Source organism: Chryseobacterium sp. FW101-FHT12H09 (genome assembly GCF_058790395.1).
The window spans coordinates 431,356-445,021 of the sequence record NZ_JBYTCP010000004.1 but is presented as its reverse complement, the minus strand read 5'-3'; the positions used below and the strand labels follow the sequence as shown (position 1 = coordinate 445,021).

Annotated in this window: 12 protein-coding genes; 3 read left to right on the top strand and 9 right to left on the bottom strand. The window is 33.8% G+C overall.

Annotation, left to right across the window (positions count from 1 at the left end; genetic code table 11):
- Nucleotides 1-143: 143 nt before the first annotated feature.
- Nucleotides 144-1,001, bottom strand: a complete 858-nt coding sequence (locus AC3WRL_RS17690) for an alpha/beta hydrolase family protein (RefSeq protein ID WP_492330871.1) — start codon at nucleotides 999-1,001, stop codon at nucleotides 144-146.
- 231 nt (nucleotides 1,002-1,232) lie between these two features.
- Here AC3WRL_RS17690 and AC3WRL_RS17685 point away from each other — a divergent pair, with 231 nt between their 5' ends.
- On the top strand, nucleotides 1,233-2,816 hold the full coding sequence (locus AC3WRL_RS17685; protein ID WP_214825737.1) for a Na+/H+ antiporter: 1,584 nt from the start codon (nucleotides 1,233-1,235) through the stop codon (nucleotides 2,814-2,816).
- A gap of 42 nt (nucleotides 2,817-2,858) precedes the next feature.
- Here the strand turns inward: AC3WRL_RS17685 and AC3WRL_RS17680 are convergent, their stop codons facing one another.
- The 4 genes from AC3WRL_RS17680 to AC3WRL_RS17665 form a co-directional block, all read right to left on the bottom strand.
- Nucleotides 2,859-3,413 carry a cysteine hydrolase family protein gene (locus AC3WRL_RS17680; protein WP_214825736.1) on the bottom strand — a complete coding sequence of 185 codons (555 nt, stop codon included), beginning with the start codon at nucleotides 3,411-3,413 and terminating at the stop codon, nucleotides 2,859-2,861.
- 36 nt (nucleotides 3,414-3,449) lie between these two features.
- Entirely contained in the window at nucleotides 3,450-3,764 is a 315-nt protein-coding gene (locus AC3WRL_RS17675) for a nuclear transport factor 2 family protein (protein ID WP_214826203.1), read from the bottom strand.
- 64 nt (nucleotides 3,765-3,828) lie between these two features.
- Entirely contained in the window at nucleotides 3,829-6,165 is a 2,337-nt protein-coding gene (locus tag AC3WRL_RS17670) for an alpha/beta hydrolase (RefSeq protein WP_492330870.1), read from the bottom strand.
- Nucleotides 6,166-6,203: 38 nt separating this feature from the next.
- The gene (locus AC3WRL_RS17665) at nucleotides 6,204-6,983 is read right to left on the bottom strand and encodes a Rossmann-fold NAD(P)-binding domain-containing protein (protein ID WP_492330869.1); all 780 of its coding nucleotides are present in this window, start codon (nucleotides 6,981-6,983) and stop codon (nucleotides 6,204-6,206) included.
- A gap of 426 nt (nucleotides 6,984-7,409) precedes the next feature.
- Here AC3WRL_RS17665 and AC3WRL_RS17660 point away from each other — a divergent pair, with 426 nt between their 5' ends.
- On the top strand, nucleotides 7,410-8,387 hold the full coding sequence (locus AC3WRL_RS17660; RefSeq protein WP_261511958.1) for a T9SS type A sorting domain-containing protein: 978 nt from the start codon (nucleotides 7,410-7,412) through the stop codon (nucleotides 8,385-8,387).
- A 96-nt stretch (nucleotides 8,388-8,483) separates the two neighbouring features.
- Here AC3WRL_RS17660 and AC3WRL_RS17655 read toward each other — a convergent pair whose 3' ends face one another.
- The 4 genes from AC3WRL_RS17655 to AC3WRL_RS17640 form a co-directional block, all read right to left on the bottom strand.
- On the bottom strand, nucleotides 8,484-9,113 hold the full coding sequence (locus AC3WRL_RS17655) for a response regulator transcription factor (protein WP_214825730.1): 630 nt from the start codon (nucleotides 9,111-9,113) through the stop codon (nucleotides 8,484-8,486).
- Nucleotides 9,114-9,125: 12 nt separating this feature from the next.
- Nucleotides 9,126-11,129 (bottom strand): sensor histidine kinase, encoded by a 2,004-nt coding sequence (locus tag AC3WRL_RS17650; protein ID WP_492330868.1) that lies wholly within the window; start codon nucleotides 11,127-11,129, stop codon nucleotides 9,126-9,128.
- A 136-nt stretch (nucleotides 11,130-11,265) separates the two neighbouring features.
- Nucleotides 11,266-11,886: a DUF2306 domain-containing protein gene (locus AC3WRL_RS17645; RefSeq protein ID WP_261511960.1), complete on the bottom strand. Its 621-nt coding sequence runs from the start codon at nucleotides 11,884-11,886 to the stop codon at nucleotides 11,266-11,268.
- Between the two features lie 330 nt (nucleotides 11,887-12,216).
- Complete coding sequence (locus AC3WRL_RS17640) at nucleotides 12,217-13,320, bottom strand: helix-turn-helix domain-containing protein (protein WP_492330867.1); 1,104 nt, start codon at nucleotides 13,318-13,320, stop codon at nucleotides 12,217-12,219.
- Between the two features lie 152 nt (nucleotides 13,321-13,472).
- On the opposite strand from AC3WRL_RS17640, the gene AC3WRL_RS17635 reads away from it, so the two are divergent.
- On the top strand, nucleotides 13,473-13,649 hold the full coding sequence (locus AC3WRL_RS17635) for a hypothetical protein (RefSeq protein WP_261511962.1): 177 nt from the start codon (nucleotides 13,473-13,475) through the stop codon (nucleotides 13,647-13,649).
- Nucleotides 13,650-13,666 lie beyond the last annotated feature (17 nt).

Below are 13,666 nucleotides of genomic sequence, written 5' to 3'. Positions count from 1 at the left end.
AGGATATTATTTATACATTTCAAGGAGCTTCTTATACATTTCTCTGAAAAGGTAAATTGTTGTCTTTCATATAATATGATGAACCTGTATGCTCCTTTGCCAGACTTATCATTCCTTTTGTTGGTATATTAATGAATAGAATATTATATATCCTGATTTTCGCTGAAGTCTGTTTCTTTTAAAAGCAACAGCCAGATATTGTCTTTAAATTTTTCCCTGAAGATTCCAAAATGTCCAATATCATTGGTATTAAAATCTTTTGAAGCAAGATGAATTCTTGTAATATCTGCATCTTCATATCTTGCCGTTAGCCAGTCTACTGCTGCAACAGGAGCGAAATAATCATTTTCAATGCTGATAGAAGTCAGAGATACCTTTATGTTTTTAAAGAACAAGTCTTCTTCTGCTGTGTTTTCAAAAAGATATTCTGGAGATAAACACCATTTCATCCATTGTTTTGCAACATTTTTAGGAAGATTTTCCATTCCGCTGATTCTCTTTGAGGGTAAATAGCCAAAAACTTTAATAAGGACTGGAAAGAGAATCGTCCAATAGGTCCATAATTTATATCTTTCAAATCCATTCCAAAATTTCCAGTATCCACTTTGTGCGGCCACGAGAATGATTTTATGAGCTTTTGAAGCTGATTTTGATAATCCAATCAGTTGCCCACCTATACTGTGTCCCAATAAAGTGATCTTAGAATCCGGGTAATTTTTTTCTGAAAACTCTATAACAGAGGTCAAGTCTGTATTACCCCAGTCGACAGCATTATTGTTTAAATTTTTAAGAGGTTGTTTAAGAGATTTTCCAATTCCTAAATAGTCAAACGTAATAACTGAAATTCCTTTTTCGCATATGAATTGGGCAAATTTTTTATAATAGGATTGTTTTACTCCGGTAGCAGAAGATATGATGAGGATGGTACTGTTTCCTGGAGAATCAAAAATATTTGCAGAAATAGAATGGCCTTTATCAGTAAGAATTTCTACTGTTTTCATCGTATTGAAAATATTTTATCAGAATAAATAATAATCTTTTTCTTCTCGTTTTTTGTAAAAGAATAATACATAATGTTTTATAAATGTAAGGTTTTATTTTTTTGACAAAAGAGAATAAAAGCTGATTTAAAGAGGGATACATAATTTTTCTTGAAAGTAATCTGTTAAAACCTTATTTTTAGTATCTGCTTAGTCTTATATTGTTTTATTCAAATAACTTTTTTCAAAAATATGCACGAATTATTACCTTTCATGTTGGCACTTATTGTGTTAATTGTATTGATCGAAATGCTGGCAGGAAAACTAAAGATTGCCTATCCTATACTTCTTGTTGTTGTAGGATTACTGATCAGTTTCATTCCGGGGTTACCAACGATACAGATAGATCCGAATTTGATTTTTTTCATTTTTTTACCCCCACTTTTATTTGAAGCAGCATGGAGTATTTCTTTTAAGGAAATGAAAAAGTGGTGGCGTATTATCAGTAGTTTTGCTTTTGTCGTTGTCTTTTTTTCGGCACTCACTGTTGCTTTACTTACCAATTATTTCATTCCTGGTTTTACATTAGCATTAGGCTTTTTACTGGGTGGGATTGTATCACCTCCAGATGCTGTGAGTACTGGAGCCATTATGAAATTTGTAAAAATTCCTAAGGCAACATCGGCTATATTAGAAGGGGAGAGTTTGCTTAATGACGCCTCATCACTTATTATTGTTAGGTTTGCCTTAGTGGCTGTAGGTACCGGACAGTTTATTTTTCAGACCGCAATTGTTGAGTTTTCATGGATGGTAATTGGTGGTATTGGTATTGGTCTTATTGGTGGTTGGTTATTTATACAAGCACATAAAAGGTTACCTACAGATGCACCTTCTGATATTGTATTTACCCTTGTTGAACCTTATTTACTTTATTGGGCCGCTGAACAGGTACACAGTTCCGGTGTACTGGCGGTTGTAGCGGGCGGTTTACTTTTATCCAGTAATAGGCTTTCTTTTTTAAGCAGTTCCAGCAGGATTAAGGGCTTTAGCTTCTGGGAGGCTTTAATATTTATTCTAAATGGAATCGTATTTATGATTATTGGTTTAGCCCTTCCTGAAATTGTGAAAGGATTACGGGCTGATGGAATACCTTTAAGTAAAGCTATTTTTTATGGCGGCTTGGTTACTGCTATTTTAATTGCCACCAGAATGATTTCATCTTATGGAGCAATGATCGCTACAATCTTATTTAGGCCAAGTGTAACTCCTGGAAGAGGCTTAAGCAGGCGCAGAAGACTTGGGATGCCTTTATTGCTGGGTTGGACAGGAATGAGGGGAGTGGTATCTTTGGCTGCTGCCTTATCTATTCCTTTGGCTTTGCCTAATGGGGAGCCTTTCCCACACCGAAACCTTATTTTATTTATCACATTCACCGTTATCTTACTGACTCTTTTAATTCAGGGGCTTACGCTTCCGTATTTTATTAAACGTTCCAAACTCTTTGATTATGGCAGGGAACTGTCTGAAGATGATGCAAAGATGAAAGTAAAAAACCACCTTGTGGTAGAAACGATACGGGTGCTGAAAGAGAAACAAAAAAAAGGTCTCTATAACGATCCTCATCTGCAAAAAATGATTGATCAGTGGGAATATAAAATAAGTCAACCTGAGCATTTGAGAATGACAGAATCTGCCAAACAAAATTATTTAGAACTATTGGAAGGTCAACGCCAGTTCGTAGCAGGCCTCAAGGATGATCCTGAATTACACGAAGAATATATAAACTGGCAAATCTATCAGATCGATTTAGAAGAAGAACGGATAAGACTTTTATAATAGAATATCCAATCAATGATTGGATATTTTGGTTTATCGTTATTAAATTTCATTTAAATATTCATCCGTGTTTTTAACCGTAGAATAAAAGTAGCTTAATGCTGCCAGGAAAGATTTGTGTACTTCGCCAGCCGCGACATTTTGCCCTTGGATCTCGAGATCTTTTGTTGCACAGGCATCACCAATTAACGTACAGGTAAAATCAAAATCTTTTGCTGCTCTGGTCGTTGAATCAACACACATATGTGTCATCATACCGCAAATGACCAATTCTATGATCTCATTTGTTCTGAGATACTCGAGCAAGTCTGTTTGATGAAAGCTGTTAGGGTAATTTTTAACAATTATTTTCTCTCCATCTATTGGGGTTACATTTTCATGGATCTCGACACCTTTAGTATGAGGGATGAAAAATGCCGAGCCGGCTCTGGTTGAAAAATGTTGAACATGAATAACAGGAAGTGATTTTTCCCTGAAATTCTCCAATAATTTTTTAGCATTTACACTCGCTTCAAGGCTTCCCTGTAAAGCGTTGGCACCGCCCTCAAAATAATCATTTTGAAGGTCTATGATAAGTAATGCTTTTTTATCTTCCATTTTGTTAATCGTATTGTTTATCAGATATGTGTATTGCTAGTCTGTATAAAATGCAAACATTTTATTTACTTTCCCTTCTTCATTAAAAAACATAACCTCCATTGCTTTTTTATTCATGATTGATTGATAATAGAGTGCAATAGAATTAATCCCGTACGTTACTTCATAAAGCTCAAAATGCAAGTCCGGCACTTTTTCCAGGGCTTTCTCCCAATACCTTTTAACAGCTTCTTTTCCTTTCAACGTATCCTCACCAGAAGTAAATGTTTTGATCATGGGCGTTGTGATCTCAATATCATCAGCGTAATGACTTAGTATATCCTCCAAATCATGAGAGTTCCAGGAATTAATCTACTGAGCGGCAAAGTTCTTAATATCCATTATAAGGTTTTTTAATAGATGTGATTTTAATTGACTAATTTGAAGGACCAGAAAGTTTAACAAAGCTTACATCATCTAAAATAATCGCTCCTTCCGGACTCTTATCAAAAATAAAAGAAATAGACTTCAGACTGTTTAAATCCATTGTTGGATATTTTTTTTGAAGGATATCAAGATCAAAATAGAAATAATCCGGAATTGATTCTGCATCTCCATTATCATTAAAAAAGCTAAACTTGGTCAGGTTCTTTTTCAGCTGAGGTTGCAATGGAGCGCATTCACTCAAAAGAAAACGAACATGTGTGCCTTTTTGATCTGTAAGCTCAATACTAAAGTCGATCGCCTGTTTTTGCTGATCTCCTTTTACAGGATTTTCCTTTTTATCTTTTTTGTTCTTTTGTTCCTTTTTAGGCGCTACAGAAGGCTCATCACTTTCTGCCAGATTGAATGCCAATGCTCGTCCTTTTAAATCCTGACCAATATTTTCATTAAAATTAAAGGTATATCTGCCGGGTTTATTTGATGTTTCTTTATGATTCCAGCCGATATAGGCTGCCCTGGAAATCTCACTATTCCAGATCAGCTTCTGTTGTGCTTCTCTCCATAAGGTTAGATTTTCTATGTTAATGCTTACACCCTGTAAGGTTGCAGTAGATAAATTAAGATCTTCCTCATAACGGGCAACAAATAGAGTCTCACTATTTTCAAATTGATTGAAATAAATATGATTGGGAAGCCATTTACGACCATAACGGTAATCAACAAAAAGAGGTTTATATACCATTTCTCCTTTTAGATTCACATCTAAAAATGCACTGATATAGACTTTGGCAATCTGTTGCTGTTCCTTTTCAGGCATCAGATGGGTCATATTAAATTGATTAATATATGGACTGCTTGAATCATAACTTCCCCAGGAAGTATTGAATTGGCCATGGTTAGCCTGATTGACATATAAGCCAGCTTTAAATCCTTGGTAATCTGATGAATATTGAATTCGTTTGTAAGTAGCGAGGCCACCGTAAGATTGCATATCCATATCATGAACGCCCTGAATAACGAAATAATTAATGTCCTTTAAAGGCGCTAATATAGATGCGGGTTGGTATTGTCCATCAACCGGAGCAATAGCTACATATGCTTTTATATTGAAATTAAAATCAAATACTTCATTAGCGTTATCTGGAAAGTAAGGAAGCTTATTAAATAAAGCAGCATGCGACATCGCTTCACCACCTCTTGAATGCCCAATCAAAGCAATCTGATCCATATTGATACGGTTGAAAAATGGATTTGCCGGGTCTTTACTCCATTTTCGCCAGAGTTCAAGGTGTTTAAGCATAAGCCAGCCACGCGCACCATTTTCATCCTTAAAGCCTTTTTGATCCAGATCAGTAATGCTGGTATTTAAGAAATTTTCGTCTACAGAAGCAACAATATAGCCTTTACTTGCCAGTAGTTTCCCCAGATAATCATATCCTTCTTCTGACCAATCCTGTGCTAGATGATTGCCGTGAACAATTAATACTAAAGGAGCCTGCCCTTTAAAATTTTCAGGATACCATACCATTGCATTTAACGGCAATTGGGTCTTGTCGAATCCAAAATATCGGGTACGTAGTTTACCTGAAATACCATCCCATGATTTAAGAAGAAGTGACCCGTCAACAGAAGGTGTTATAATACGTGCCTCTTGGCCATAAATTGCCCGATGTTTATCTTTTCCTGATCCATAGGTTAAAAAAGCAACCTTATATTTACCTGGAAGCGCTGGATTAACAGCTTCAATAGGTGTTGGAAGTTTGCCGGACATTTTATAATTTTTTACAACAGGCTGTACACTTCCGGTGTATAAATAAAGATAACCGCCTATACTTAATCCTAAAATTCCAATTAAAAGTGAAAGGCTAGTGGTTATTTTCTGGCTCAAAGACCATGATGTTTTAGATTTTGATTTTGATTTCCAGTAAAATAATGCTCCAAAAGTGAGTGCCGGAAATAGGATAAGAAAAATGACAAGCACCCAACGGAAAGTAGTAGTGATTAGAATTAAATAAAAGAAAAAGAATAATAAAAAACCTATAGCCTGCCTGAAGTTTGGGGGTGTTTTGCCGATTAAACCGGCTATCCAGCTAAGTATACAGCCTATAAAATAACTTACTAAAAAGGAAATCAGTATAAACAAAATGAAATTACCAAAACCTATAGCCGGTAAAAATTTGTCAGCCGATACCAAAATAAAAAAGATGACTGAACTGATAAGAATGCCAAAGCCAGCGGCTTTTAATGTTGCTCGGTTAGGAGTTACTGAAGCTTTTAATGGTTGAAGCCAGTTTTTTAATTTTTTCCATAGTTGATTGTCTTCGTTCATGATATATGGTGATTGGTGTTTAGATTTAATCCTTCTTGCTATTCTTTTGAACTTAATTCATGGAAATATCTGGGATCCGGATATTTAAATACGAAATCCAATTCTGAAATTAATTTAGAAGATGAGATTTTTTTCCCTATGGGCTCTCCGATTTCTTTTATACTGTCAATGCTTTTTTGAGCGTTGATCACTTCTGATTTTGTAGGATGGAGTGGTGCAACTACATTGTAAATTTTGGATTGTGATTCCTGCTCGATCATTTTTTCAATTACCGAACATACATCAACATAATGAATATGATTAGCAAAAAACTCTAAGTTCGACACATGATACTTGCTTAAAAGTCTGTCACCTCCCATCAGCCCCGCTAATCTTAGAATGTTAACCTGTGGATATCTGTTTTTTATCGTTCTTTCACCTGAAATATCATCAGGAGATATATTTTCTTCTGTAAATTCCTGGGAAAGATCAGGATAAACACCGGTTGAGCTCATGAGGAATATCTGGCCACTAAAATCCCCGATAAAAGAAAGCAAATTTTGAATCCTATTGTACAATGAGCTGGGGCAGCAGCTTTTTCCAGAAAGTGGAATGGTAATAATTAATACCTCAAGATCATTAATAACCTGCCATTGTCTGTGTTTTTCAGTCAGTAGATAATCAGGGAAGTTTATAATATGAGGATGGAAGCCTCTTGATATCAATAGTTCTGCTTTATCCGGAGTCGTCGTAGTAGTATAAATTTCAAAGTTTTCTGAGAGTACTTCGGCAATCTTTGAACCTAACCAACCACAACCAATAATTCCTGCTTTTTTCATCTATTTAAATAGTTTGAAGTAATAATAATTTGTTTACAACTGATACAACTTTGAATATTTTGCCAATCCTTTTTATCAGTTAAATTTTTGATAAAGGTATCATAAACGAATTATTTTTAGAAGAGTGAAAGTAATAAATTTATTTAGTATACAGATATCAATGAAAAGTATTTAACTAGACAGAATTAATTGTAAAATGTGTAAACTATTGTTTGTCAGTTTGTTAAAAATTTATTTTTTCACGACTACCTGATATCAGGTAAAGAATTATACACTGCTACAGGTATTGGATCGCGGTCTTTATCGGGATAAATTTGTCCTATAACTTATGAAACAGTAAGTAACATCAGAACCTGTTCCTATTTTAAATTTTTAGAATAATTCAGGATATAAAGTTATCTAATAGAACACCAAAATAAATACATAATGAAAAAATTAATCTTTACTTCTTTAATATTAATGGGAATTGGGACTGCTGCACAGCCTACTGTAACCAGGCTTGCTCTTGATAAAATTAATGTTACCACTAATGTTTATCATGCTGATGTTTCTACAGGCACATTAAGTCCTGGACCATCGGGAGCTGGACAGACATGGAATTTTTCTTCTTATGTAGGAACTCCTGTCATAACAACAAAAATTTATCCATGTCCAGGGCAGACAAATTGTTCAAGATTTCCAACTGCTAACAGACTTTCTGAACTTGTGGGAAGCGATACTTACGACTATTTACTTAATAGCGATGCCGAAGCAACTACGATCGGTAATTTTAGTGGAATGGGAAATGTAACCATGACGTATTCAGATCCTTTGATCAACTATAAGTTTCCTGTAAATTATCTGCAGGAGTTTACAGATACCTATCAGTTTAGCACACCAGGAACAACTGAAACAGGACAGCAAAGTTTTAAAGTGGATGGTTATGGTACCGTTATCACTCCAAATGGAACCTTTCCCAATGCGCTTAGAATAAAAAGAATAAGAAATGGATCTCAAGCCAGTGGCGGAGCAACATTTAACTATGTTAATGAGTCCTATCAATGGGTTACTGAAAGTAATGGTCCCGTTCTTACTGTCGCATTTAACACTTTTACAATTAATGGTCAGACCACCACTCAACCATCTTTAGCTTATTTTACATCTTCCTCTACGCTATCTACTGTAGATTTGGATAGCACAAAAGATGAGATTGTTATTTATCCTAATCCGGCAACACAATCTATAACCATAAAATCAAATGAAGACATCAAAAATATTAACATTATAAGTCTTGATGGAAAAGTTGTTCGAAAAACACCAAATCACAAAATAATTGATGTGGCAAACCTTCCCAATGGAATATACATTGTGCAAGGAGAGCTTAAAAACGGAAAAACTATTTCGAAAAAAATCAGTAAACAGTAATTGTTTTTATTTATGGTGGTGAAGTACTATCCCTTGGATAGTACTTTTTTGTTATATATTCTGTGAAATAGAGTAGTGGCCTTGGTAACTGCAGAGTTACAACCCATTATCTTTAGCGAATTTTAATAGTTCAACAACATTCCTAACTCCATACTTATTCAGTAAGTTTCTTCTGTGTGTCTGTACGGTGAGATAGCTTAAAAATAGAATGTCAGATATTTCCTGAGTTGATTTTCCTTCCGCTAAAAGCTGTAAGATTTCCTTTTCCCTTTGGGTCAATCTGGGAACAGTCTTTAGATCATAGATACTGGTCTTTTCAATTATTTTTTCAACCTCATCACTGAATGCTAATTGTCCGGATGCAGCCTTATTGATGCAGTCTTTAAATTCTTCCATTGAGGCGCTTTTCAACAGATATCCCTGAGCTCCGTTTTTTATCATTTGCAAAATAATACTGCGCTCTGACTGGCTGCTTATTGCTAAAATAATAGTTTTAGGATGTAATTTTTTAATTTTCAGACACAGATCGATACCATTGATATCAGGAAGAAATATATCCAGCAGGATAATATCAATTTTATTTAGATTGTCATATTTTAAAAGCGCTTCACCAGTTTTAAAACTTTTGACGATCTCTATATCTTCTGAGTTTGAAAAAAGCAGCTGTAGCCCTTCAGTAATTATGGGATGATCATCAACGATTATTGTTTTATATGGTTTTGTCATAGTCATCGGAATTTAAATAGATAGTTCAATATTAAAGATCGTGCTGTTTTTCTGTGAAGAATGAATATCCATTTTTCCACTAAGCAACTCCACTCTGTTTTTAAGATTTTTTAAACCCTGTCCAGTAAAGTCATTGATCTGTGTGGTATCGAATCCAATACCATTATCTTCAACAGTAATATAAAACTGAGATTCATTCTGGCTACAATCTACTAGAATTTCTGTACACGAAGAATGTTTCAAAGCGTTATTAAGCAGCTCCTGAACGATCCTGTAAATCATGATCTGAATGTTTTCAGGGATATTGTTCTTGATCTCATTAGACTGGAAGTAGATACGAATTTCGTCTGTTTCCAGCATATGGCATAAATCACTTAATGCATGTTCAAGCCCCAATTTAAGAAGTGTCTCTGGAATAAGATTAAAAGAAATCTGTCGTAATTCTGTAATGGAATTGTTCAAAAGATTATTTATGTTTTCAATTTCGATAGGTGGGGCAGGTTCTGAGGATTTACTTACCTTCAGAAAACGAATCTTCAATGAGGAAAGCATACTTCCAATACCATCATGAAGGTCTCGCGCTATTCTTTTACGCTCATCCTCTTCTCCCCGGATCATTGCCTGCATTACATCTATTTCTTTCTGATTTTTCAGAGACTCTATATTCTGGGTATAATTTTGAGACTGCTGGGCAGCTATTTTTTTCTGATTTTTTGAATTGATCCATAGGAAAATGACCAATAACAGCAATATCACTAAAATAGCAAACAATAAACTATAGTATAGTTTGTTGTTTTGGGCTACCAAGCGGTCACGTTCACGCTGTGCCTCGAGCATACTGATTTTTTTTTCGTTTTCAACTTTGTTGAATTTAGCTTCCAGTGCTGCTATTTTCCCCTTTGATTCACTAATATTCAAACTGTCATTAATTGCTGTGTATTTTGAAAGATATTTATAGGCATTTTTAGTATCTCCCAGACCTTCATAAATAAATGCCAGCTCTTTAGTAAAGTTTCTCTGATCAATAGCAAAATTAGTTGTAGTTCCAATAAGATCGAGCAAAAGATCTTTAGCATCCTCCAGTCTGTTCATTGCTTTCAGAGGCAGATATTTGGAAAACTTTAAACGGTTAGTTAAAAGTACATCCTTATGAAGGGTACTGTTAACAATACCTTTATCATAACTTTTTAGAGAATTGTTAAATTGTCCTGTCTTATAAAAATAATAACCTTCAGCAGTATAATAACTTCCACTTAGATTTGAATTAGGATGTTTTTTTATAATGTTATATGCCTTATCAAGTGATTTTTTTGCTTCGGCTGTCATGGTAAGAAAACAAAGATTTTCAACGTCTACGATATAGATGTCCGCCTTAGTTTCCAGATAGCTGTAAGAAGAGGTGTTTGCTTGCTCGATATATTCTTTAGCTGTTTTCAAATAGCTGTTAGCTTTAACCCTTTCCTCACTATTCATAAAAATAACGGCAACGGATTTGTATAAAATACTTAGAACCTCCAGATCACCGCCTTTTTTTGCCAAAGGAATAGCCTCATTAACCAAAACTTTCATTCCCTCCACCTCATTATTTTGAAGGACATAGACAAGGGATAGATTTTTTAGGATGAATGCCCGCAAGACATACGAGTCCTTGGTTTTATATTTCTTAAGCTCACTATCAGCCAGTTTCAATTGCTTTGCATAGTTGTCAAAATCACCTTTACTTACTAATCCTGCCGCATTATAATATATGGCAACGGCTTTTAAAAAAGGATATTTTGGGGCGATCTTGTTGGCCATAAGAAGATACTGATCTGATAATTCATTTTTCTTACTTCTTCTGAACAGGTCAGCCAGCTTGAAGCTGCTAATTCCCCTTATGCTATCTGACTTTGTTGATTTTATTACCTGTGTAAGACTATCGATATATGGACCGTCATCATCAAGAGTATAAAACCTTTGGGCATATAATCCATAAGAGAAAAATAGTATAAGCAGTAGGCAAAGCTTCTTTTTCATAATTGTAAAATATTAACTCAAATATGACAAAAACATAAAATTCAATGGATACAAATATACATTTATAAGGCTTAAATTTGTTACTATCGGATTGTAATCCAGATACTTTATATTAAAGTTTCCTCTACGAATTTTTTTATTCAAGAATAGCACTTTTGTACGAACGTTTTCTATTGATATAGTAAGCAAACATCAGATTGGGAATCCAACATAACCAGGCAACGATATGATATGACAGTCCCGGAGTTTCTATGGCTAATTTTAATAATGGTGATAATATCCTTAATGTTACAGCCGCAAAAGTGCAGGCGTAACTGTAGGTCATAAAATTCTGATGTTGCCTGACATCTCCATTTTTAATTTTTAAAAATGCAATAACAGTGGTTATAAACCAAACGATTCCCAGGCTAACAAATCCCATTGATGAAACAATTCCTCCATGGGCAAAAATGCCAATATAAATTCCTGATAATGAACTTATAATAACCGATAGTATATATGTTTTGCCAATTAATCGGTGTAGTGAAAGATGCTTATTTCGAAATTTAGCCCCAAACTGTCTCCATCCGATGAAAAGGGATACAGCACCAAAGATGATGTGACAAAAAAATGAAAATCTCCATACCGGGTTGTTTAGAATTTCTAAAGGTTTAGAGCCTAAAAAGGTATGTTTGTGATCAACAAATACATAAATAAGAGGGTATGCACCTACTAACAATGCGCAAATAACGAGAATAATAAATAAGAGGTTTTTCATGACAAAAAGTAATTTAAATGATTCAACTTCAGTGCTTTTAACAGATTAAAGTTTTAGCAAAAATGAAGAATATTTAAAAGGTACATGCTCCAAAACGTAAGGTGGAACTAATTTTATGAAAATAAAAGACTAATTTCTATAGACTTGTTCCTTCCATAGTTAAAATAAGAATTCTTAATTGGTAAGATTGATGGTAAAAGAAAAAAATGATTCCTATGTTGATATCAAAAAAGAAAAACGATGTGATGATGGAAAGGAAAAGTATCAGAATGGAAGTTGATACTAAAGTAACAGTATAGCAGAAAAAATCCCTTGGTGGATGGAAATTAATTATTCCATATCTAAATTTTGTTCCTTTAAAAAATCACGGGGTGAACATTTTACATATTTTTTAAAGTTTCTATTAAAAGAAGTCTTAGAATTGAATCCACTTTCCAAAGCTAAAGAAAGAATAGTGAATTTTTGATTCTCGGGCAAAACCGCTATTCTTTTGAATTCTTCAATTCTTTGTGTGTTGATGTAATCATAGAAGTTTTTATTTTCAATAGAATTGATGACCTGGGAAAGAATGTTGGGATGGATTTCTAGTGTAGATGCAATCGTATTTAAGTTGAGTTCCGGATCTTTAAAAAGCTTTTCAGATTTCATTTTATAAGCCAGATTCTCATAGATCATCCGTATCGCCTCCTCACTTAATGAGGATTTTTGATATTTAACAGAAATCTCACTTTCTTCAGGAATGTTTTCTGTTTCTATATTGGTTTTTATCTCGGGTAAATTCAGAATACCTGCTTTACTAATTCCAAAATAAGCAGCAAGCAATACAAAGACAACTACTGATGTAAAGGTAATGGTATCATCTTTTAGAATAATTAAGATCCAGACTACTGAAATTCCTATAATAAGATAATATACCCAGTTTAAATTGATCTTTTCAATATTTGAATACTGTTTTGCAATGTTCTTTTTATATTTCTGCAATGAAAAAATACTTAAGCAGATGTATAAAAATCCTGATAAATAAATTAATACATTAATGTTCTTTCTTAACTCCTGATACATAAGACCTCCATTCTGATAAACTGAAATTTTTTCTTTTGGAGGAAGTCTGAAAAAATCCCATAAAATAAGATAAATAGCCAGCGCAGGTAAAAAATGTAAACTCCAAAGATATCTACGGGGTCTCTGTTTTGTCAGACTCAAAATGTAAACATATAAAATAGGCCCATGAATCAAAGGTAGGGGTATTTCCAAACCAAGTAGATAAGGAATCTGTATATATTTTCCGGAGAAAATTAAAAAAAATAAAGTCAGATGGATACCAATAATTAAGAACCATAATGATAATATATAATCGGCACTTACTTTCTTTTTCTTTCCTAAAATGAGAAAAGAAGAAAAATAAGCAATAAAGATTCCCGCTAAATAGAACATGCTATAAATATATAAGAATTGTGCATCGAATTATAGCGCTAAAAGTAAAATATTAAAACGATATTTTAAATGTATATACTGTTTTTATTTTAGAACCTTATTTAGGAGCTCATATTACTGTTTTCTAGATAATTATTTTTCAAAAAGGTAAGATGAATAATACTGTTTTTGCAGGCTTTACTTTTATGATTGATATTTTAAATTTTCATGATTTTCTTAAAAAGACTAAAAACGGAATTGCTAAATCAAAAAATATGTATACATTTAATTATAATGATATAATTCAAGCACAAACTTTTATGAGGAGTAATGTAGATAGCGGTAAATAAGTAGTGCTTACCGAACT

Bases quoted from the DNA above. Each gene is read 5' to 3' on its own strand.
- AC3WRL_RS17690 (WP_492330871.1), bottom strand. From the start codon at position 1,001: ATGAAAACAGTAGAAATTCTTACTGATAAAGGCCATTCTATTTCTGCA.
- AC3WRL_RS17685 (WP_214825737.1), top strand. From the start codon at position 1,233: ATGCACGAATTATTACCTTTCATGTTGGCACTTATTGTGTTAATTGTA.
- AC3WRL_RS17680 (WP_214825736.1), bottom strand. From the start codon at position 3,413: ATGGAAGATAAAAAAGCATTACTTATCATAGACCTTCAAAATGATTAT.
- AC3WRL_RS17670 (WP_492330870.1), bottom strand. From the start codon at position 6,165: ATGAACGAAGACAATCAACTATGGAAAAAATTAAAAAACTGGCTTCAA.
- AC3WRL_RS17665 (WP_492330869.1), bottom strand. From the start codon at position 6,983: ATGAAAAAAGCAGGAATTATTGGTTGTGGTTGGTTAGGTTCAAAGATT.
- AC3WRL_RS17660 (WP_261511958.1), top strand. From the start codon at position 7,410: ATGAAAAAATTAATCTTTACTTCTTTAATATTAATGGGAATTGGGACT.
- AC3WRL_RS17655 (WP_214825730.1), bottom strand. From the start codon at position 9,113: ATGACAAAACCATATAAAACAATAATCGTTGATGATCATCCCATAATT.
- AC3WRL_RS17650 (WP_492330868.1), bottom strand. From the start codon at position 11,129: ATGAAAAAGAAGCTTTGCCTACTGCTTATACTATTTTTCTCTTATGGA.
- AC3WRL_RS17645 (WP_261511960.1), bottom strand. From the start codon at position 11,886: ATGAAAAACCTCTTATTTATTATTCTCGTTATTTGCGCATTGTTAGTA.
- AC3WRL_RS17640 (WP_492330867.1), bottom strand. From the start codon at position 13,320: ATGTTCTATTTAGCGGGAATCTTTATTGCTTATTTTTCTTCTTTTCTC.
- AC3WRL_RS17635 (WP_261511962.1), top strand. From the start codon at position 13,473: ATGAATAATACTGTTTTTGCAGGCTTTACTTTTATGATTGATATTTTA.